This window comes from Microbacterium thalassium (assembly GCF_014208045.1).
Classification (GTDB): Bacteria; Actinomycetota; Actinomycetes; order Actinomycetales; family Microbacteriaceae; genus Microbacterium; species Microbacterium thalassium.
In genome coordinates this window covers 207,399-228,534 of the sequence record NZ_JACHML010000001.1, presented here as the reverse complement: position 1 = coordinate 228,534, position 21,136 = coordinate 207,399, and the positions used below count along the sequence as shown (strand labels likewise).

Annotated in this window: 17 protein-coding genes; 10 read left to right on the top strand and 7 right to left on the bottom strand. The window is 70.5% G+C overall.

Annotation, left to right across the window (positions count from 1 at the left end; genetic code table 11):
• Positions 1-2: 2 nt before the first annotated feature.
• From cls to HD594_RS01050, 7 genes are all read left to right on the top strand, one after another.
• On the top strand, positions 3-1,457 hold the full coding sequence (gene cls, locus HD594_RS01080; RefSeq protein WP_184752416.1) for a cardiolipin synthase: 1,455 nt from the start codon (positions 3-5) through the stop codon (positions 1,455-1,457).
• Between the two features lie 42 nt (positions 1,458-1,499).
• Complete coding sequence (locus HD594_RS01075) at positions 1,500-2,375, top strand: nucleotidyltransferase family protein (protein ID WP_184749177.1); 876 nt, start codon at positions 1,500-1,502, stop codon at positions 2,373-2,375.
• Entirely contained in the window at positions 2,372-2,629 is a 258-nt protein-coding gene (locus HD594_RS01070; RefSeq protein WP_184749176.1) for a hypothetical protein, read from the top strand. Before HD594_RS01075 ends, HD594_RS01070 begins: the two co-directional genes overlap by 4 nt.
• A 73-nt stretch (positions 2,630-2,702) precedes the next feature.
• Entirely contained in the window at positions 2,703-4,163 is a 1,461-nt protein-coding gene (locus HD594_RS01065; protein WP_184749175.1) for an O-antigen ligase family protein, read from the top strand.
• A gap of 44 nt (positions 4,164-4,207) precedes the next feature.
• Positions 4,208-5,734, top strand: a complete 1,527-nt coding sequence (locus HD594_RS01060) for a tyrosine-protein kinase domain-containing protein (RefSeq protein ID WP_184749174.1) — start codon at positions 4,208-4,210, stop codon at positions 5,732-5,734.
• A 103-nt stretch (positions 5,735-5,837) separates the two neighbouring features.
• Positions 5,838-6,947: a glycosyltransferase WbsX family protein gene (locus tag HD594_RS01055; RefSeq protein ID WP_221446520.1), complete on the top strand. Its 1,110-nt coding sequence runs from the start codon at positions 5,838-5,840 to the stop codon at positions 6,945-6,947.
• Positions 6,944-8,020: a glycosyltransferase family 4 protein gene (locus HD594_RS01050; RefSeq protein WP_184749173.1), complete on the top strand. Its 1,077-nt coding sequence runs from the start codon at positions 6,944-6,946 to the stop codon at positions 8,018-8,020. Before HD594_RS01055 ends, HD594_RS01050 begins: the two co-directional genes overlap by 4 nt.
• Here HD594_RS01050 and HD594_RS01045 read toward each other — a convergent pair.
• The gene (locus HD594_RS01045; RefSeq protein ID WP_184749172.1) at positions 7,971-8,993 is read right to left on the bottom strand and encodes a hypothetical protein; all 1,023 of its coding nucleotides are present in this window, start codon (positions 8,991-8,993) and stop codon (positions 7,971-7,973) included. The two genes, HD594_RS01050 and HD594_RS01045, sit on opposite strands and share 50 nt — an antisense overlap.
• Before the next feature lie 40 nt (positions 8,994-9,033).
• On the opposite strand from HD594_RS01045, the gene HD594_RS01040 reads away from it, so the two are divergent.
• Complete coding sequence (locus HD594_RS01040) at positions 9,034-9,927, top strand: glycosyltransferase family protein (protein ID WP_184749171.1); 894 nt, start codon at positions 9,034-9,036, stop codon at positions 9,925-9,927.
• On the opposite strand, the gene HD594_RS01035 is transcribed toward HD594_RS01040, so the two are convergent.
• On the bottom strand, positions 9,905-10,882 hold the full coding sequence (locus HD594_RS01035) for a glycosyltransferase family A protein (RefSeq protein WP_184749170.1): 978 nt from the start codon (positions 10,880-10,882) through the stop codon (positions 9,905-9,907). The two genes, HD594_RS01040 and HD594_RS01035, sit on opposite strands and share 23 nt — an antisense overlap.
• A 44-nt stretch (positions 10,883-10,926) precedes the next feature.
• Between HD594_RS01035 and HD594_RS01030 the strand changes: the two genes are divergently transcribed.
• The gene (locus tag HD594_RS01030) at positions 10,927-11,886 is read left to right on the top strand and encodes a glycosyltransferase family 2 protein (RefSeq protein ID WP_184749169.1); all 960 of its coding nucleotides are present in this window, start codon (positions 10,927-10,929) and stop codon (positions 11,884-11,886) included.
• Here the strand turns inward: HD594_RS01030 and HD594_RS01025 are convergent.
• Positions 11,883-13,694 carry an ABC transporter ATP-binding protein gene (locus HD594_RS01025; RefSeq protein ID WP_184749168.1) on the bottom strand — a complete coding sequence of 604 codons (1,812 nt, stop codon included), beginning with the start codon at positions 13,692-13,694 and terminating at the stop codon, positions 11,883-11,885. The genes HD594_RS01030 and HD594_RS01025 overlap by 4 nt on opposite strands.
• 246 nt (positions 13,695-13,940) lie before the next feature.
• Between HD594_RS01025 and HD594_RS01020 the strand changes: the two genes are divergently transcribed.
• The gene (locus HD594_RS01020; protein ID WP_184749167.1) at positions 13,941-14,675 is read left to right on the top strand and encodes a hypothetical protein; all 735 of its coding nucleotides are present in this window, start codon (positions 13,941-13,943) and stop codon (positions 14,673-14,675) included.
• A 66-nt stretch (positions 14,676-14,741) separates the two neighbouring features.
• Here the strand turns inward: HD594_RS01020 and HD594_RS01015 are convergent, their stop codons facing one another.
• Genes HD594_RS01015 through HD594_RS01000 form a run of 4 tightly spaced genes read right to left on the bottom strand, consistent with a single transcriptional unit; the run spans position 14,742 to position 21,128 of the window.
• Positions 14,742-15,854 carry a glycosyltransferase gene (locus HD594_RS01015; protein ID WP_184749166.1) on the bottom strand — a complete coding sequence of 371 codons (1,113 nt, stop codon included), beginning with the start codon at positions 15,852-15,854 and terminating at the stop codon, positions 14,742-14,744.
• Positions 15,851-18,034 carry a glycosyltransferase family 4 protein gene (locus tag HD594_RS01010; protein WP_184749165.1) on the bottom strand — a complete coding sequence of 728 codons (2,184 nt, stop codon included), beginning with the start codon at positions 18,032-18,034 and terminating at the stop codon, positions 15,851-15,853. Before HD594_RS01010 ends, HD594_RS01015 begins: the two co-directional genes overlap by 4 nt.
• The gene (locus HD594_RS01005) at positions 18,031-19,173 is read right to left on the bottom strand and encodes a glycosyltransferase (RefSeq protein ID WP_184749164.1); all 1,143 of its coding nucleotides are present in this window, start codon (positions 19,171-19,173) and stop codon (positions 18,031-18,033) included. Before HD594_RS01005 ends, HD594_RS01010 begins: the two co-directional genes overlap by 4 nt.
• Positions 19,170-21,128, bottom strand: a complete 1,959-nt coding sequence (locus HD594_RS01000) for a glycosyltransferase (RefSeq protein ID WP_184749163.1) — start codon at positions 21,126-21,128, stop codon at positions 19,170-19,172. The genes HD594_RS01005 and HD594_RS01000 overlap by 4 nt, the downstream gene beginning before the upstream one ends.
• Positions 21,129-21,136: the final 8 nt, after the last annotated feature.

Below are 21,136 nucleotides of genomic sequence, written 5' to 3'. Positions count from 1 at the left end.
AGTTGACCGTCACGAGCTGGTCACTCCTCGCGGTCATCCTCTTCGACATCGTCGTGCGCGTCACCGCCGTCATCGTCGTCCCGCGCAACCGGCGCCCGACGGCCGCGATGGCCTGGCTGCTGGCGATCTACTTCATCCCGCTCATCGGCGTCTTCCTGTTCCTGCTCATCGGCAATCCGCGCCTGCCGCGCAAGCGTCGCCGCATGCAGGAGCGCATTAACGGGTACATCCGCGAGACCAGCGACGGGCTCGACATGGGCACGCTCCGCCCCGAGGCGCCCGAGTCGTTCACGTCGCTCGTGCGCATGAACCGGAACCTCGGCGCCATGCCCCTCGCGGGCGACAACGGCGCGACGCTGATCGCCGACTACCAGGAGAGCCTGGATGCCATGGCCGACGCGATCCGCACGGCTCAGCGCTACGTCCACGTGGAGTTCTACATCCTGCAGTCGGACAAATCGACCGACAACTTCTTCCGGGCGCTCGAGGAGGTCGCCGCGCGCGGCGTGGTCGTGCGCGTGCTGCTGGATCACTGGGCGAACCGGGGCAAGCCGTTCTACAAGCGCACGCTGAAGCGCCTGACGGCGATGGGCGCGCAGTGGCACCTGATGCTCCCGGTGCAGCCGCTCAAGGGCAAGTACCAGCGTCCCGACCTGCGCAACCACCGCAAGCTGACCGTCGTCGATGGGAACGTCGCCTTCACCGGCTCGCAGAACGTCACCGACTCCACGTACAACCTGAAGAAGAACATCAAGCGCGGGCTGCACTGGGTGGACCTGATGGCGCGGTTCGACGGTCCGGTCGTCGCCTCGATCAACGCCGTGTTCCTCTCGGACTGGTACAGCGAGACCGGCGAGGTGCTCACCGATCAGGCGCAGCTGTTCGAGGTGACGTCGGGCAGCGGGGATCTCGACTGCCAGGTCGTCCCCTCGGGGCCCGGCTTCGCGTTCCAGAACAACCTCAAGCTGTTCTGCGGCCTCATCTACGCCGCCCAGCACAAGGTCATCATCGTCAGCCCGTACTTCGTCCCCGAGGAATCGCTGCTGCTCGCCGTGATGACCGCCTGCCAGCGCGGCGTCCAGGTCGAGCTCTTCGTCTCGGAGGAGGGCGACCAGGCGATGGTCTACCACGCCCAGCGCAGCTACTACGAGGGGCTGCTGCGCGCGGGAGTGCGGATCTGGATGTACCGCCGCCCGTTCATCCTGCATTCCAAGTCGATGACCGTCGACGACGAGGTGGCGATCATCGGGTCCAGCAACATGGACATGCGCTCGTTCGGCCTCAACCTCGAGATCTCGATGCTCGTGCGCGGCGAGGAGTTCGTCAGCGAGATGCGCGAGGTCGAGGCGACCTACCGCGACCTCAGCCGTGAGCTCACGCTCGACGAGTGGATGAAGCAGCCGCTGGGCTCGACCGTGCTCGACAACCTCGCGCGGCTCACCTCGGCGCTCCAGTAGGTCGGCGCGGCCGCACGCCCGGCCCTCACTAGAGTGGCGAGGGTGGGCACTGTGCAGAGCGAGCTGACGGGCGAATCGACGGCGATCCCGCTCACCGTGCGCCTGCATCTCGGTCGAGCCGCGATTCAGATCGTCGCCGACGAGATCGGCGCGGATCTGCTGCACATCAAGGGGGACGCGGTCGAGACGGAGTTCCGGCCGACGGGGCTGGCCGGCACCGATGTCGACGTCCTGGTCCGTCCGCAGTCGGTCGGGGCCGTCGACGCCGCGCTGCGGGCGCACGGCTGGAGCGTGTACAGCACCTTCCTCTTCGGGTCGCCCTTCGGGCATGCGCAGACCTACTCCCACCCGGTCTGGGGCTATGTCGACATCCACCGCATCTTCCCCGGCATCCGGGCCGACCCCGCGGCCGCGTTCGAACGGATGTGGCGGGGCCGACTGGAGAAGTCGTTCGGGGGAGTCGCGTGCCCGACCCCCGGCCGCGTCGAGCAGGCACTCATCCTCGTGCTCAACGCGGCCCGCAGCGGAACGAGCGCGGCTCGAGACCTCCACCGGGTGTGGCGCTCGTCGTCGCACGAGCAGCAGCAGGCGATCCGGGCGCTGGCACGTGACCTGGATGCCGGGACCGCGTTCGCGGCGGCGATCGGGGAACTCGACGATCACCGGCGCGAACCGGACTACCGCCTGTGGAAGGCGGTGTCGCAGGGTGGCACGCGCGCGGAGGAGTGGTGGGGACGCCTGCGCGCGGCGCCGACAGCGCGGGACGCCGCCGCCATCCTCGTCCGATCGCTGCAGGTCAACGTCGAGCATCTGACGCATGAGCTGGGCCGGACGCCGACCCGCACCGAGATCGCGCGCGAATTCTTCGCCCGGCCCGCGCGGGGCATCCGGGAACTGGTGAGGAGGGCCGTGCCGTGAGCATCGGGGTGGCTCCGTCCGTCGGCGTCGAGATCGCCGACGACGCCGTCTACGCGGCCGCCCTGCCCGACGGCCCGATCATCGTGCTGCGCGACTCCGCGCAGCTCATCTGGCAGGAGGCGGTCGGGCGCGAGCGCGATCAGGCCATCGCCGCCATCGCCGGACTGACGGGGGAGGCGGAGGGCGCCATCAGCGGACCGTTCCACGCCTTCGTCGACGAACTCGTCGCGCTCGGGCTCCTCCGGGAGGACTGAGCCGCGCGAGCGACCCGTCCGGCTGCCGGGTCCCACCTGCGATACTGGATCGACGTCCGGAGGGGACCCCGCCATGACACCGACCAGCCTGCGTGCCCAGCAGTGGCGCGCGCGCGTGCTGGAGTGGCTGTCGGCCGCGTGGAAGTGGGTGCTGCTGGCCGCCGTGACCGTGGCCGCGGCGTTCTTCATCCTCGACAACGCGGGGCGCCACGGGGTGACCACCGCGATCGCGATCGCCGTGCTCGCCATCGCCGCCATCGCCACCTGGTCGGAGCCCATGGCCTTGGCGCTGATGGCGATGCCGCTACTTCTCATCGTCGAACGCGTCGGGATCGGCGGCACGAACCTGTCGGTGTCGGATGCGGCGCTGTTCGCCGCCGTGGGGGCGGCGATCCTGCTCGGCGATCGGCACTACTCGAAGCCGATGAAGCAGCTGCTGTGGCTGAACCTCGTCTATCAGTTCGCGACACTGCTCACGGTGATCGTCGTCCCGCAGGTGCAGAACACCGTCGAATGGTTCCACGCCTGGCTGCTCATCTCGGGGGCGCTCGTCGTCGGGTGGGCGCTCGGCCGCGCCGGGTTCGGCCGGGCCGCGCTGCTGCTGATCATCGCCGGCGCCGTCGTCATCGCGCTGGGAACCATCGGCACCGGGCTGCTGCAGTACATCGCGGGCGATCTCGGCCCCGTGTACCCGGCCTGGCCGTGGTCGATGCACAAGAACTTCGCGGGCACGACGATGGCCTTCGCCGTCATCATCGTGTACATCAACCCGCCGTGGGCCCGGCTGCCCGGGCGCTGGATCGGGCTCGCCTTCTGGCTCCTCGTCGTCGCGATCGTCATGACCCAGTCGCGCCAGGCGCTGGTCGGTCTGGTCGCGGCGGTCGTCGTCGTGGCCGTCCGCAAGGGCGCCTCGGTGCGTCAGCGGCTAGCATTGCTGCTCTTGATCCCCGCGATCTGGATGGTCGTGACGATGGTCAGCGAGCAGATCGAGTCGCAGAACGAGCACAACTCGTTCTTCCAGCGCCTCGACTGGTGGCGCGAGGTCTATGCCTACTGGAAGCACGCACCGTTCTTCGGACATGGGCTGCGATTCTGGTACTACGACCGCACGCTTCCGTACCAGCCCCCGCAGGCCGAGCTCGAGGTCGTAGCCAGCGCCGGTCTGGTCGGCCTCGCCGCCTTCCTGATCATGTGGGTCGGCATCCTGATCGTCCTCGCGCGGGTGAACCCGGCTTTCGGAACCCTCGCGCTGGCGATCACGCTCAGCCGGATCACGCAGTCGCAGTTCGACCTGTTCTGGACGGCTGTCGGCGTCTCGGTGCCCTTCGTCGTCGCCGGCATCTGCCTGGGCGCAATGGCGAGGTATGAGCAGGAGGGCTCCGCCCTGCGCGGGGCGGCGAGCGAGGAGGCCGAGCCCCAGCACGAGGACGCGACCGAGGCGCCGTCGTCCGCGGCGCGCTCACGTGGGCTCGGTCGCGGTCCACAGGCGGCACGCGCTCCGCAGGCGTCGTCACATACGATGGACCCTACCTAACCGATCGAGCACCACGGTGTGGAGCCTGAACCGACGGAGACCAGATGGAGCTGCGCGACTATTTCCGTGGTCTTCGCCGCCATTGGCTCGCGATCGTCCTCATGACAATCGTGGGGCTGATCGCCGCTGCCGGCTGGACCGCGATCCAGACGCCCGTGTACCGGACCACGGCCAGCGGCCTGATCGAGCTGGTCGAGACGAACTCGGACGACGTCGCGGCGAACGCCATCATGAGCGACAGCATGGCGCGCGGCAAGGTGGCCACCTATCTCGAGATGGCGACGTGGGAGCCCACCGCCTCCGCCGCGGTCGAGATCGCCGGACTGAACATGTCGCCGACCGCGGCGAACAACCGGGTCACCGTCGCGAATCCGAACGGGACGGCCGTGCTCCGCGTCACGGCGAGCGGCTCCACCCCCGAGGCGGCGGCGGCGCTCGCCGACGCCTGGATCGAGGCGCTGGCGCAGACCATCGACGACTTCGAAGGCGACGGGACCGCCGGGTCGGCTCCGCTGACGGTCCGCATCGCCTCGCCCGCGGTGGTGCCGAGCACGCCCGTGTACCCCGACCCGCAGACGGCGCTCATCGTCGGCGGCGTGCTCGGACTGGGCTTCGGCATCACGTTCGCCCTGATCCGCACCGTGTCGGACCGCCGCATCCGCTCCACCGCCGACGTCGAGACGCACACGCAGATCCCCGTCGTGGGGACGATCCCGATCAGTGAATCGCTCGGAGGAGACAGCAGGCTGTTCGACCCGAAGTCATCGGGTAGGGGCAAGGGCACGGGATTCGCCGTGTCCGAGGCGCTTCGCGCACTGCGGACCAACCTCCAGTTCATGGACGTCGACAATCCGCCGCGGGTGCTCGTGGTCACCAGCCCCCTGCCGAGCGACGGCAAGTCCACGATCGCCGCCAACCTCGCGCTCACGCTCGCAGCCAGCGGACAGTCGGTGGTCCTCGTCGACGGCGACCTGCGACGCTCCACCGTCGCGAAGACCATGGGGATCCCGGGCGGAGCCGGGCTGAGCGATGTGCTCGCCGGGCGGGCGAAGCTGACGGACGTGCTTCAGCGCACGCCGCGATCGCCCAACCTGTTCATCCTGACGTCCGGCAGCGCTCCGCCCAACCCGAGCGAGGTGCTCGGCTCGGAGCGCATGCACCACGTCCTGGACGATCTGTCGCAGCACGCGTTCGTCATCGTCGACGCGCCGCCGCTGCTGCCGGTGACCGACGGTGCGGTCCTCACCCACCAGGCGGACGGCGCCCTGCTGGTGCTGACCATCGGCAAGACGACGTACGAGCTGCTCGACCGGTCGCTCGACGCGCTGCGCAAGTCCAGCGGGCGCGCACTCGGACTGGTCCTCAACCGCGCCCCGGTTCGCGGCGCGGACGCCTCGCGCTACTCGTACGACTACCGGAAGTCCTACGGCGAGCCGGTATCGGGCGAGGCGGAGACCAAGCCCCAGACGGATACCGCCGACGAGGTCGCGAAGACGCGCGCCGAGGCCGGCCCGGCCGAAGCCGAGACGGGCAATCCGGTGGGCGCGGGCGCGCGGCGCTCACGGGGCTGAGCAGGTCGATCCGCGACTCGGTGCGCTTCGGGCGACGTCGGGCGCGGTCGGTCGCCGCTGGTAGGGTCGGACCCGTCCAGCCCACTCCAGGAGGGAGACGCGAGTGAGCGTGAGTCCGCGCGACCCGAGCGCGGAAGGCACCTCGGAGGGCGCGACGCGCGCGCGGGCGATCAGCTTCTACCTTCCGCAGTTCTTCCCGATCCCCGAGAACGACCAGTGGTGGGGGCCCGGCTTCACGGAGTGGACGAACACCGCACGCGCCCGGAAGCTCTTCCCCGGTCACGTGCAGCCGACGCTGCCCGCCGACCTCGGCTTCTACGACCTGCGTGTCCCCGAGACCCGGCAGGCCCAGAGCGATCTCGCCCAGCGGTACGGCGTGGAGGCTTTCGCCTATTGGCACTACTGGTTCGGCGAGGGCGAGCGGATCCTGGAACGGCCGTTCCGCGAGGTGATCGACCGGGGCGAGCCCGGCATCTCGTTCTGCCTGGCGTGGGCCAACCAGACATGGACCGGTACGTGGCACGGCGCGCCGGACCGCATCCTGAAGGAGCAGCGCTACCCGGGTCCCGAGGACGACGCCGCCCACTTCGCGACGATCCTTCCCGCGTTCCGCGACGAGCGCTACCTGCGCGTCGACGGGAGGCCGGTCTTCTACGTCTTCCGCCCCGAGGAGCTGCCCGACCCTGCCGCGTTCGTGGATCGCTGGCAGGAGATGGCCCGTGATGCCGGCCTCGGAGGGCTCTACCTCGTCGCCGAGATGAGCGACCTGCTCGGTCGTGGACCGCGCTATACGACGGGCACGGCCGACGGCTTCGACGCCAGCGTGTACATGCGGATCCCCGTCGAGGTCGATCGCTGGACGACGCTCAAGATGCGTGCGCGGCGCAAGCTCCTGGGCGGACCCGAGGTGTGGCCCTATTCCGACCACATCGCCGAGACCTTCCCGCGCGACCCGCACGTCCAGCCGTGCGTGTATCCGAACTGGGACAACACGCCGCGAGCGGGCAGGCGAGGTCTCGCGGTGACGGATGCGACTCCCGAGCGCTTCCGCAGGAACGTCGCGGATGCCGTCGAGCTCCTGGCAGACCGGCCGCCGCAGGAGCGGCTGCTGTGGGTGAAGTCGTGGAACGAGTGGGCGGAGGGCAATCACCTCGAGCCCGACCTGCGGGAGGGTCACGGCTGGCTCGAGGCGCTGCGGGCGGGCCTGACGTGAAGCGCGCCGAGCGCGCCGCCGCGCTGGCGGCGATGGCCGATCGGCCGCTGCGGATCGCGATGATCTCCTACTACCTGCCGAGCGACAGCAAGATCGGCGTCGGGTACCAGGTGCACGCGCTAGCGAACGAGCTGGCGCGTCGCGGGCACACCGTCGACGTCTACAGTCCGTGCGCGCCGGTCGAGGGTGCGCTGTACAACGTCATCCAGCTCCCCCAGACCGGTGGCATGCGGACGTTCCGCTTCGCCTTCGTCATGCGGCGCCGGGACCTCTCGCGGTATGACGTGCTGCACGCGCACGGCGAGGACTACTGGATGTGGCGGAGACGGGTCCCGATGCACATCCGCACGCTGCACGGGTCCTGCTTCGAGGAGGCCCGCCGCATCCGCGGGCTCAAAGAGAAGCTGCGCATGGTGATGCTCGGCTTCTCCGAGGTGCTGGCGAGCATCGTCGCCGACAGAACCGCGCTCATATCGCCCCAGACCCGGCGCTGGACGCCGTGGGTCTCCACCGTGATACCCAACGGTGTCGACACGCGACTGTTCGGCCCCGATGAATCGGCTCGGTCGCGCGCGCCGACGGTCCTGTTCGTCGGCACCTGGCGCGGGAGGAAGCGCGGCGCCGAGCTTGCCCGCGTGTTCGCGGAGGAGGTGCGCCCGCGGGTCCCCGATGCGACGCTGCGGATGGTGACCCAGGATGCACCCTCGGATCTCCCCGACGGCGTCACGGTGCTGGGGCGACTCACCGACGACGAACTGGCCGCGGAGTACCGATCCGCATGGGTGTTCTGCCTGCCGTCGTCGTACGAAGGCTTCGGGATCCCCTACGCGGAGGCGATGACGGCGGGGCTCCCCGTGGTGGCGACCCCCAATCAGGGTGCGCGGTTCGTCACCGACGACGGCTGCTATGGAGTACTGGTTCCTCTGGCGGGACTCGGCGGTCGTCTGGCATCGCTTCTGCAGGACGCCGCCGAACGGGAGCGGCTCTCGGACGCGTCGCGCGAACGCGCACAGGCCTTCGAGCTCACAACGGTCGCGGACTGCTACGAGCGTCTCTACCGGGGTGACGGGTAGCGGCGTCGAGCATGTCCATGAGACCGTCGCTGGGTCCCCGCTCGACCTTTCGGCAGAACGGCGAACCCGATTCGGTGACCGCGCTGAAGTCGGACTCGTCGAGCACGCGGGGCTGATCCCGGTCCCGGTCCCAGGCGATGTGGCTGATCGGCGGCAATCCAGATGGAGGGCGGCGCCACGACAGCGCGGTGACGAGCGCCGACTCGTCGGGGATGATCGTCTGCCGGTACAGGCGTCGGAGCGAAGCGCGCGGTGCGAAGTCCTCGTCGAGGAGCGGGTCGAGCAGGTCGCGCGTGATGGCGATCCATTGACTGCCCGCATAGCAGGCATGCGAAGCGGTGAAGCGTGGGCGCCGGCGTCGGAACCCGTAGTACACGCCGCGCCCGCGCTCGACCGTGCGGGTCGAGATCGCCGGCTCGAGCCGGAGCATCAGCGCGTCGCGCACGCGGCGCCACAGGCGGGCGACCGCACCGTCGGAGCGGATGCCCGCGCGCGCGGCGGGTGTCTGCAGCCATCGGTAGTCGTAACGCGTGAGGGTGTCGTCTCCCTCGCCACGTCGCCGACCCCAGCGGGGGGCGTACCGGAGTTCGCGCCGGAGCCCGGTCCACCCGCCCATCGCGACGGCCTGCCGCTCCCATTCCTGGAGGGGAGCGGCAGGGTAGTCGCCGCCCGAGACCAGGCACACCAGATCCGGATCCGCCCAGGACCGGGCGAGGGCGAAGGAGCGCAGCGCCGCCTCGACGAGCTCCCAGCTTCCCCAATCGGTCGCCAGACCGTGTTGGTGGACGCGGATGCGGTGATCATCGCTGACCGGCGGGGCAGTGGATCGGGCGTCGTGAGCGATGAGGACGCGCGCTCCCGGGCTCGATGCGACGATCGCGCGCGCGAGGCGCAATACCTGCTTCGGCTCACTGTGAGACAGGATGACGTACGCCGACGTGATGTCGCTTTCCGTGTCCGCACCGGTTCCCACGGGAATCAGAGTAGTGGCGGGCCCCCTACACTCGTGACTCGTGACGATCGACAAGGGCCATGACATGAGGGTGAGCGCGTACGCGCTGCTCGCTGACCCGACATTTCTTCGCGAGAGCATCGCCGCCTACTACGACCACGTCGATCGGATCGTCGTGTGCTTCGATCGCACGTCGACTTCCTGGACCGGCACACCGCTCCCGGTCGACGTGTGCCGGGAGATGGTGCGCGAGATCGACGTCGACGGCAAGTGCGTCGAACTCGCCGGCGACTTCTCGGACACCGCGCGTGCTCCGCTCGAGAACGACACCCTGCAACGCCAAACGGCCTTGGACGCTGCATCCGACGGCGCCGACTGGGTCCTGCAGCTCGACACTGACGAAGTGATCACCGACGCGCCGGACTTCTTCGCCTCGCTGGCGCTCGCGGATCAGGCCGACGCTGACGGCCTCGACTACCCCTCGCGGCGCCTGTACGCGCGAATCAGCCCCGGGCGCTACCTGGAGCAGTGCCGGAGATTCGGTCGCGTCGCGGCGTCGTTCCCCGGGCCTCTCGCACTCCGTCCCGGCGCGCATCTCCGCCTGGCCCGGCAGGCGGACGTCCCGCTGTATCGCGTGGACTTCGACCGACGCGGCACCGATCCGTGGCAGCCGCGCGGCGTCGAGGTGCACCGTGTGATCGACCCAGACCGTGCGGTGCTGCACTTCTCGTGGGTGCGGACGCCGGACGTGATCCTGCGCAAGTTCGCGTGGTCGGGGCACGCCCCCGAGATCGAAGGTCCGGCGGAGTACCGGGCGTGGCTCCGACGGACGCGGCATCCGAGGATCGCGTCGGTTCTGTCGACCTTCCGGTCGTCGGACTGGCTCCGCGTGGCGGCGATCCCCGAACCGCCCGGGGGCGACCCCGCAGAGGTCAGCGGGCCGTCCGCCGGATGAAGGCCGCGGCGCGCCGGAGGAGCCGGGGTGTCATCGCGCGGAGACGGTCGGTGCGCCGGGGGAGCACGGAAGCCGCGGTCGCGAGCGCCTGGCGGTAGGTCGTGAAGTCACGGCTGCGGACCGCGGCGTCCAGCGTGTGCGTCAGGACGAAGCGATAGTCGCGGCGATACGCGTCCAGCGGGCGATGCGGGGGAGTCGGCATTGTGCTCGGCTCCCAGAAGGAGCGGATCGCCCGGAGGATGATGAGGCCGTTCGCGGCCCACCCGGTGCGGGTATTGGTGCCGCCGTGGTCGCGGAAGAAGGCCAGCCGCTCCCGGATGATCCGCCACTCCGTGAAGCGCGCGACGTTGACGTACATCGTCCAGTCCTCCGCACAGGTCATCCCCTCGGGGAAGCCTCCCGCGCGCAGCAGCACCTCTCGGCGCACGGCGGCCGTGCTCATGGAGCCGCGCAGCCGCTCGAGCAGCAGATCGAAGCTGCGCCCTTCGATCTCGAGGTAGTTCATGTCCAGGCGGGGCTCGGCCGACGCGGCAGCGGCGAGGCATTCGTCGAGCGAGGCGGCGGTGATCTCGCTGCCGCGTGCCGGGTCCGCGGCGAACGTCCAGTACCAGCAGTTCATCGCCCCGACGTCGGCGTCCGCGTCGACCGTCTCGGCGATGCGCGCAAGATAGTGCGGATGCAGCAGGTCGTCGTCATCGAGGAAGCAGACCCAGTCGGATGTCGCGCGCTCGACGCCGGCATTGCGCGCCGCCGCGACGCCGCGGCGGGGCATTCCGATCACGTCGACCGGCGCGTCGGCCAGCGCTGCGATCGCGGGGTCGTCCTCGCCGTCGGCGACCACGATGATGTGATCGAACGGACGATGCTGGCGCAAGGCGCTGTCGACGGCCTCGCGCACGAATCCCGGTCGTCGGTGGGTGGGGATGATAAGTGCGAAGCTCGTGCGCGAGGGCATGACGACCAAGGTAGTATGCCCAGCGAACACAACCCCGAGAGGCCATGGAAGCCCAGATCCGTCACACCGTGTGCATCGTCACCTATCGACGTTCCTCGTACCTGACCCGCTGTCTCGAGGCGCTGCGGAATGACGTGAGCGAGTCCACGCAGGTCGTGGTCGTGGATGCCTCGCCCGAGAGCGACCGCGATGCGGTTCATGTCGCCTTCCCGACGGCGGAGTACGTGCACGACACCTCCGTCGCGGGCTGGATGACCCGCGCGCGCAACGTTGCGCTGCTGTCGGTGAAAGGCCGGGTCGTCAGCTTCCTCGACGACGACGTCGTCGTTCGACCAGGCTGGCAGGCCGCGGTGCTGGCGGCCTTCGAGGACGCGGCCGTCGCCGCTGTCGCCGGCCGCACATGCAACGGGATCGACGGAGAGGAGCACTACGCGCAGCCGGTCGGTCGGCTTCTGCCCGACGGCGGCTTGACGGAGGGGTTCGCGTCGCTGCCGACCGAGCCGGTGGACGTGGACCACGGCATCGGGGCGAACATGTCGTTCCGCACCAGCGTCATCGCACGCCTCGGCGGATTCCGCGACGACTATCCCGGCACAGCCATGCGCGAGGACACCGATATCTACCTGCGCGTCCGCGCGATCGGGGGTCGCGCCGTGTTCGCGCCCGAAGCCGTGGTCGACCATCTCCCTGCGCCGCACGTCACGGGCGCGCGGTTCGACACACGGTACAAGTTGTACGCCCGCCGCAACCACATGGTGCTCCTTGCGCGCGACGGCGGCCTGCGCTCGCCCGTGCTTCGCCGATGGATCGGGCGGGAGTTCCGGTCCGTCGTGCGGGCGCCGGGCCTGGTTGGAAAGGCCTCGCGGTTCGGCGTCACTGCGATCGGCATCGGCTGGGGCGCTCTTGCGGCCGTCCGTGATGCGGCCTGGAACCCCACCCCGCCCACCCGCTCGGATGCCAAGGGCGCACGAATCCGTGCGGCCCTCGACGAGGCGGCGGCCTAGGTCAGCTCGCCGAGCTTCACGAGGCGCGCGAAGTCGGCGTTCTCGCGCCGCACCTCGTCGAACCGACCCTTCGCCGAGATCGTGCCGTCCTGAAGGAACACGAGCGTGTCGGCGTTGCGCACGGTGGACAGGCGGTGGGCGACGATGATGATGGTGAGCGTGCCCTTGAGTCCTTCGAGGGTCATCGCGATCTCGTGCTCGGTGACATTGTCGAGAGCGGACGTGGCCTCGTCGAGTACGAGCACCGACGGGCGGCGGTAGAGAGCGCGCGCCAGGCCGACCCGCTGTCGCTGGCCGCCCGAGAGGCGCACGCCGCGGTCGCCGACGGTCGTGTGCAGGCCTTCGGGGAGGCCCGCGACCACCTCCTCGAGCTGAGCCATGCGGATGACCTCGTGCACGCGGTCGAGGTCGGCATCCGCTTCGGGCACGCCGAAGGCGATGTTGGCCAGCAGCGTGTCGTTGACGAGGAAGACGTCCTGCGGCACCACGCCGAGCCCCGAATACCAGGCGGCGCGGTCGTCGAGGATGGAGCGGCCGCCGCACTCGATCGTGCCTCTCGTCGGCTCGAGCAGGCCGAGCACGAGGTCGACGAGGGTGGACTTGCCGGCGCCGCTGGAGCCGACGAAGGCCGTCGTGCGGTTCGCCGCGATCGTCAGGGTGAGGTCGCGAAGCACGGGGTCGTCCGAGCCGCGGTACGCGAAGCTCAGGTCGCGGATCGCGATGTCGCCCGCGTAGCGCTCGTCGCTGCGGGGCACCTCGTCGTGGGCGCCGCCGGCGGCGAGCTCGGATGCCGCTCGCGTGAAGATGCCGAGGCCGACGCGGCCGACGCGCATCGTGGTGAGACTGCCGGTGACGCGGTTGAGCGTCGGGATCGCCCTGACGGAAGCCGCGGCGAAGACGCCGAGCACCGTGAACGCCGTCGCGGGGTCGGAGGACGTGAACAGCAGCACCGAGATGACGAGGATCGCCACGATGAACCCGATTTCAAGCACGTACCGCGGAGCCTCGGCGACGATGCCCATCTGCCGCGCCGCATGGGCGCTGCGCAGGCGCGCCTTGCGGAATCCCTCGACGAACGCCGAGGCGCTCGAGGTCAGGCGCGCCTCGCGGAATCCGTCGAGGCCGGGGATGAGGAACGACCAGGCTTCGAGGCTCGCCGCCGCCATCTCCTCGCCGATGCGAGACTGGCGCCGGCGGAGGAGGCGCTGGATGCCGACGACGGCGACGGCGAACACCGCGATGGTCAGCACGGTCACGGTCGAGGCGGCGACCGCGAGCACGGCGCCGATGGCGGTGAGCACGAGGATGTCCGTCACCAGGCTCACCAGGGCGAGCAGGACCGAGGCGGACTGGTTCGTCGCCTCGTTGATCGACCGGTACACCTCGCTGACGCGCCGTGCGCGATGGTCGGCGTAGGGGGCCAGCACGTACCGCCTGAGCAGCTCGGTGGCCGACAGCGCGGCGATCTTGGACGTCCGGCCCAGTAGCCACCACCGGAAGAAGATCGCGGCGATGCTCTTGCCGATGAAGAGCCCGGCGACCACGAGGGCCACGATCGGGATCAGCTCGGCCGGGTCCGACGTGCCGAACGTGTCGGCGAGGATCTTCAGCGCGCCGCTGTCGGTGCTCGCGCCGGTCATCAGCTGCGTCAGGGGCACCATGGCGGCGACGCCGAGGGTGTCGAGGGCGGCGAGGATCAGCGACACCGCGATGATCCCCGAGATCCACGGCAGCGGGCGGGCGCCGGCCATCTCGAGCATCGAGCGGAGCTGGGCGATCAGGCCCGGCTGCTGCGGCGAGCGCTGCATCGTCCTCCTCAGCCGCTTCGGCGCCCGTTGACGGATGCGGCGGGCTGCAGTGCGGCGGTTCGGGCGCCGACTGTTTCGATCACGTTTCTGTCCCCTTGCAGGGGGGTCGCCATACGGTATCATCCAGAGTGTCTCCCCCTGAACAAGGGAGGGCTCGGACTGGGGTGTTCCTCGAGCTCGGGATGACCACACAGCAACCGGCGTCTCAGACAAACCCGCGAAGACTCAGACCCGGAGGAAACAATCATGACAGACCTCGAAAAGAACCAGCCGGACAAGGCGCAGGGCATCAGCCGGCGCACCGTGACGAAGGCGATGGCCTGGGCGGCGCCGACGATCGCCGTCGCCGCCACCGTGCCCGCCGCCGTGGCATCGGAGGGCATCCTCGAGCTCGCCGGCCTCGGCTGCAAGCTTCCCGGCAACTCGAACGGCCTGTTCAAGGGATATGCCTTCAAGCTTTCCGCGAACAACAACACCAACTCGGAGATCACCCTCGAGATCACCAACGCGACCCTCGACGGCGCGCCTCTCGGCCAGGTCGCCGCGGTGAACCTCGACGGCTGCATCCCCGCCACCAACCCGTTCACCCTCGAAGCCAACACGAGCTACCCCAACCTGGTGCTGGCGACCCAGCTGGCGCCGAGCAGCTCGAACGGCCTGCTGGAGGTCACCTACACGATCGACGGCGGGACGACGCTCATCACGGTCACGGCGAACGTGCCGGCCGTGCCGCCGATCAACGGCAATTCGTGCCCGTCGACCACGTTCACCGCGGCAGAGAAGCTGTGCCTCGCCAGCCTCGTCATCGTGCTCTGGGAGCCGAACACGGCCTACGACGTCGACGACGTCGTGGTGCTCAGCACGGGAGAGTACCTGTCGTGCACCGTGGCCGGCACCTCGGGTGGAACCGAGCCGACGGCCCCGGGCTCCGGCCTCACGGTGCTCGACGGCACCGTCACCTGGCTTCAGATCAGCGCCTGACGCATCCACGTCGTCACGAAGAGGGCCTCGCCGCGGCGGGGCCCTCTTCGCTGTCGCGGAGGAGTCTCACCGCATCCGCTCGATGATGGCACGCATCGCCGCCGCGCGTTCGTCCCATCCCGGAACCTCCGCGTCCGCCCCCTCGGGGAACGTCGTCGCCGCCGGGATCGACGCACTGACGGCCCGTGCGAAGACGACCGCGGGTGCGGTGCGGATGCTCTCGTCGAGCGCATCCCGGAAGCCCGCGACGGGTGTCGAGATCACGGGGCGGCCCACCGCCGTGTACTCGTACAGCTTGATCGGGTCGAGGCTCTCGGTGAACGGCGACACGATATGGGGGACGATGAGCACATCCGCGTGCTGCAGGTAGGCGATCACCTCATCACGCGGTCGGGCACCGAGCATCAGCACGCCGCCGTCCAGCAGACGCTCCGAGTCGGTCGCGTCGAGCGCGTTGGGACCCACGAGCACGACGCGGCCGCGATCACCGAGGCCTCGTGCCGTCTCGATGCACAGGTCGACGTCGAGCCGGTCGCGGTGGAGCGTTCCGACATAGACCGCCGAGCGGGGCGGGAGATCGGACGGCCGTGGACGGGGCACGCGGTAGGCGTCGACGTCGACGGCGTTGGGGATGAGCGCGACGGGCGCCCCGGCCAATGGCTGCTTGCGCCGTGCGAGTTCGGACGAGCAGACGACGACGGTGGCGTTCTCCAGGAGCCATGCCTCATCGGCGCGGATGCGGTCGAGTTCGGACGAAGGTCGATCCGCGACCGCCCAGTCGTCGGTGATGTCGTAGAGCGCCGGCCATCCTGTCAGTCTCGCCAGCGGGGCGGCTGTGGGTGCGTTCAGCCACAGCAGCGGGGCGGTCATCCCCGCTCGGACGGCCACCGTGCGCACGGCGCGTGCGAGCCGGTCGTCCGCGCTTGGATCGATGCGGCGGGGGAGGAGCTTGACCGGTCGGTAGCGCATCAGCCGCCCCCTGTACTCTTCGACCGGAGTCGGCGCCATGCCGCGCCCGGGGATCCTGCGAGAAGCGAGGTCATGCAGCGGATCTGCGGCCGGCTCGACGAATAGCACACGCAGGGCCGGATCCGCGTCGAGCAGTCGCGAGACGAGGTGCTGGTTCCGTCGCCACACGTCGTCCCAGGCTTCGAGTGAGACGACGACCAGGTCGGTCACGGCCCGTCTCCGTGCGTGCCTCGTCGCGCGGCGATCGCCGCCCGGTACACGACGTCCGTCCGCTCTCTCTGCACGTCGAGCGTGAAGGCGGCCCTCTGCCTGTCGCGCGCCGCCAGAGCGAGCGCGGCACGACCCTGGGGGTCATCCGCGAGCGCTCGGAGCGCTCGGCCACCGGCGGCCGCATCCCCTGGCGTGAACAGCGCGCGCGGATCGAGACCTTCCAGCAACTCGACATGCCCGCCGCCGCGGGCCGCGACGACGGGCAGGCCGTCGCGCATCGCCTCGAGGACGGTGAGCCCGAGACCCTCGATCGGACACGGCGCGAGCAGGATGTCGCTGGTCGTCATGAGCTCCGGCACGTCGGTGCGGTAGCCGAGGAACGTCACGGCGCCGTCGATCCCCAGTTCGCGCGCCTGACGTCCCAGCCGGTCGCGCTCGGGGCCATCACCGGCGATCATCAGCTCCCACCCGTTCGCGGCGAGACCGCTCGCCGCGAACACGCGCAGACCGACAGCCGCGGCCTTCTCGGGCTGCAGCCGCTGGGCCATTAGGATCCGGCGGCTCTCACCTGCGGTGGCGATCGCGTCGGCGTCGGGCAGCCCCGTGTGCACCACGGTGCTGGGCACGCCGGCCGCGCGGGCGACGGCGTCGCTGATCGACAGCTCGCGATCCACGACAGACCGCACCATCCGGTCGTACGGCACCGGACCGATCGACCCCCGTTGCCGGGCGAAGTGGCGCGTCGACACGACCGCGGGCCGGCGCCGGGTCGCGCCCAGAGCGATCGTCGCGGCGAGGTCCGCGGCCGTCATGTGGGTGTTGACCACGTCTACGTCGTGACGCATGTCGCGGATTGCGCGGGCGACCTCGAGGGTGGTTCGCGCCGCGCGGTGGCGGATGCCGCTTCCGGCGAGCACCTCTCGCATGCGGTCGGGGGTGCCGCCCGCGATCGAGACGGTGTGACCGGCGGCCGACTGGGCGAGGGCGAGCTGCAGGATGAACCGCTCGACACCCGAGAAGCCGTCGGAGCGGACGGCGTGCAGGATGCGCAGCGGGCCCGAGGCGGTGTCCCGCGCGAGCGTGCGGGCGAGGTCGAGGTACCGCGCCGCGATGCCCGGCCACCCGAGGTCGGCGACGCTTTCGCGAGCGCGCACGCGGGCGGTCCCGTGGTCGAGCGCGAGCACCTCTCTGATGCCCCTCTCGACATCTGTGGCGGTGCGGTCGACGAGGAATCCGTTCACTCCGTCGTCGATGCGCTCGGGGGCGACGCCCGCACGGGTCGCGACGATCGGCAGGCCGGACGCGAGTGCCTCGAGGAACACCAGTCCGCTGGACTCGTACGCGCTCGGCAGGACGAAGAGGTCACCCGCCCACAGATGCGGCACCGGGTCGGCCACCGTGCCGGCGAACGTCACGCGCTCGGCGGCGTCATACTGGGCGGCGAGGCGGCGCCCGGCCGCGACGGCATCCGGCGTCCCTCCGACAACGACCAGCCGGAGCCGGTCGATCCCGCGCATCGCCTCGAGGACCAGAGGGAGTCCCTTGCGGTCGAACTCGTGGCCGATGAAGACGGCGAGCCGGTCGTCTGCGGCGAGTCCCATCGCGGCCCGGGCCTGTGCGCGCTCGGCATCCGTCGGCGGCCGGAAGCGGTCCAGGTCCACGCCGTTCGGGATGACGGTGATGGGCGCGGCCACGCGGTCGTAGATCTCGATGAGACGCCGGGATTCCTCGTCGCTGAGCGTGACGACGGCCCGATGCGTGTGGCCGCGGTAGCGGATGCGGTCGCGCGCCGCGGTGAACAGGTGCACGGGATTGCGGACCATGCGCCACGCGTAGTTCCCCCGTGCGCGCATGGCCGTCTGCAGGAGTCCGTGATTGACGTACACATCGCCGGCCATCGCATCGTTGTGGCAGATCGAGACGGCATCCGGACGGAGGGCGAGATGGCGCTTCGCACGTCGGGATCCCACGGTGCTGAACCACACGACGTCCCACGCGTGGGCCAGGCGCGTCCGTGTCGTCGGATCGACGGCGCGCCCGAGGGCCTCGTCGAATGTGAAGCGCTCGACGCTCGCGCCGGCTGCGATGAACTGGCGCTCGAGCTCGTACGCTACTCCCGCGATGCCGCTGCCGGCGGCGATGTGGGGTGCGATCTGCACGATGCGCAGCGGGGCCGTCATCGCCCGCTCCGTTCGGCCTCGTGCTCGCGCTCGAGCTCGTGCACCAGATCGAGGTACTGCTCCGCGATCGCGCGCCACGAGTAGCCCAGCACGCTCTGGCGCGACCGGGTCCGCCACCCCTCGGGGTCCGAGGCGGCGATGCGCTCGAGACGGTCGCCGATCGTCGCCGGTTCCCGGGGGACCAGGTAGCCGTTGACGTCGTCCACCACGAGGTCGGCCGCGACGCCCACCGGAGTCGCCACGACCGGCAGGCCGCTGGCGAGCGCCTCGAGGAAGACCAGGCCGCTCGACTCGTACACGCTCGGAAAGACGAACATGTCCGCTGCGGCAAGGTAGGGGAACAGATCCGCGCGCTGGCCGACGAACATGACGCGGTCGGCGACGCCGTGGCGGACGGCGATCTCGTGCGCCTGCTCGACCATGGTGCGCTGCCCGCCCACCACGAGCAGGAGCACCGTCGGGGCGTGGGCCATGGCCGCGATCGCGATGGGCAGTCCCTTGCGATCGAATTCGTGCCCGATGAACAGCGCGACCCGGTGCTCATCCTCGAGGCTCAGATTCCCTCGGGCCACCGCGCGCTCATCGGGCGTCGGCGGGCGGAAGCGCTCCAGATCGACGCCGTTGGAGATGACGACCGTCCGCGGGCGGATGCGTCCGTATGTTCGTCGCATCGTCTCCACCTCGCCGGTGGTCAGGGCGACGACGGCCCGATGGATGCCGCTGCGATAGCGGATCAGATCCCGCACGTAGGTGAAGACGTGCGTGGGGTTGCGCACCATCCGCCAGACGCCGTGGCCGCGGGCCCGCATCGCTGCGAAGAGCACGCCGTGGTTGACGTAGACGTCGCCTGCCATCACGTTGTTATGGCATATCGAGACCGCATCGGGGCGCTCTGCGAGGAACTTCCTCGCCCGGCGGGTTCCCACCGTGCTGAACCACACGACGCGCCATGCCTGCAGGAAGCGCTCGCGGCGCCATCCCTTCCCCACCCGCATCGGCTTGCCCCGCAGCGCCTCGCGCAGCGTGAACCGCTCGACGTGGGCGCCGAGCGCGCGCAGCTCGCGATCGAGGTTGAACGCAACGCCGGCGACGCCGCTGCCGGTCGCCATCTTGGGCACGATCTGCACGATGCGGGTCATGAGGCGCCCTCCTGAGCCAGGTGCGCCTCGGCCTTCAGAGGACCGAGGCGGTAGATCGCCAGCCGCCGGCGGGCCCCCCGCGCCCGCTCGCCGCGCAGAGCGGTGGCTCGCCCGAGGGCCCCGGACCAGATCGCGATCCGGGCCGCCTGCCACCCGGCCCATCCGAAATGCTTGCGCAGGTAGCGCTCCTGCGACGCGTGGAAGTGCAGCTCTCGCCGCCGGCTGTCGCCGCTCGTGCCGGCGCCGACGTGGACAGCGCGGGCCTCGGCCACGGCGCGATGGCGCCATCCGAGAAGGTGCGCACGATACGCCCAGTCGGTCTCCTCGGCGTAGAGGAAGAAGTGCTCGTCGAACCCGCCGACCTGGGCCAGCGCCTCGGCGCGCAGCAGCAGCACCGAGCCGATCACGAAGCGGGGTCCGCGCTGCAGGCGTGCCAGGCCGACCGCCTCGAGCCACGCGTTCGCCGGCGACGGGAACACCCACTCGACGCGCGCATCGTGCCCGGCCTCATCCGTCTGGGAGGGGCCGACACTCGCCAGCCGAGGATCCTGGTGCAGCGCGCGCTGCAGAATCGCGATCTGCTCGGGCGCGACGCGTGCGTCCGGGTTGACCAGCAGCACGTCGGTGCCAGGCAGCAGCCGCTCGCGCAGCGCCCGGTTGACGGCGGTGCCGAATCCGAGGTTCGCCCCTGAATCGATGTAGCGGGCGCCGGACTCCTCGGCGATCGCGGCGATCGCGGGCATCGACGAGTTGTCGACGACCGTGACCGGCATGCCGGCGAGGGGCTCGAGCGCCTCGCGCAGCAGATCCGGCGCCCCGTACGCGACCACGACGATCTCGACCCCGCGCTCTCGCTCGGTGGATGCCGTGTGCGTGACCGAGCGGTAGAGGTCCACGTACTCGCGGCCCACCGCGTCCCATGAGCATTCCGCGGCGCGGGCCAGCCCCGCCTCCCGCAGCGCGTCGCGCTCGGGCCCGCTCGCGGCGATGAGCGCTCGGGCGAGAGCGGATGCGTCGCCGTGCGGCACGACCAGGCCCGCGCCGCCCACGACGTCGGGGAGAGCCCCCGCATCGCTCGACACGACGGGCGTGCCGCACGCCATCGCCTCGACGGCCACGCGCCCGAATTGCTCGGTCCAGCCGGCGCGGGGCAGCGATGGCACCGCGACCACGTCGACCGAGCGATAGAAGTCGGCGACCGCCTCCGGCGCAAGCGCGCCGATGAGCCGGACGCGGTCGCCGATGCCGCGCGCCGCCGCCTGCTCGGCGAGATCGTCGGCGAGCGGGCCCGAGCCGGCGAACCGAATGCGAAGCCGGGGCTCACGGGCGACAGCGTCCAGCAGCACGTCGATCCCCTTCTCGGGCACCAGGCGACCGACGAAGCCGGCGTCGACGGCGTCGGACTCGCCCGGAGTGCGTGCGGGTCCAGGCGCGAACTCGGCCGGGTCGACCCCCAGGGGGATCACTCGAGCGCGACCGGCGAACCCCTTGTCCTCCGCGATCTGCGCGGCCTCGCCGTTGCAGGCCGAGATCCCCGAAGCGCCGCGCAGTGCGAACCGCTCCAGCCAGCGGAACGGCACGGGGTACCGCTTGCGCAGATTCTGGGCCGTGTAGAGAACGTAGGGCGCCCGGTTTCGTCGCAGCGCCCGCAGCAGCAGCACCTCGGCGGTCGCGAGGGCGAATGGCTCCTCATGCAGGTCGAGCACATCCCAGCGCTCGCCGAGTGCGTGCCAGATCGGGCGAGGGTCGTAGAGGAACAGGGCCGGGTGGCGGCCCCACGTGCGTACCGGATGGGTCTGCGGCTCGTCGCCCTGGTCGAGCGACACCTCCGTCCCGCCGGCGTGCCATCGCGCCGCCGCGAGCAGTTCCACCTCGACGCCGAGACCCCGCAGCGCGCGCTCCCGACCGCGCCACGCGGGCACGGTCGCGCTGTGCGAGATCCGCAGTACGCGCACGGCGCCTC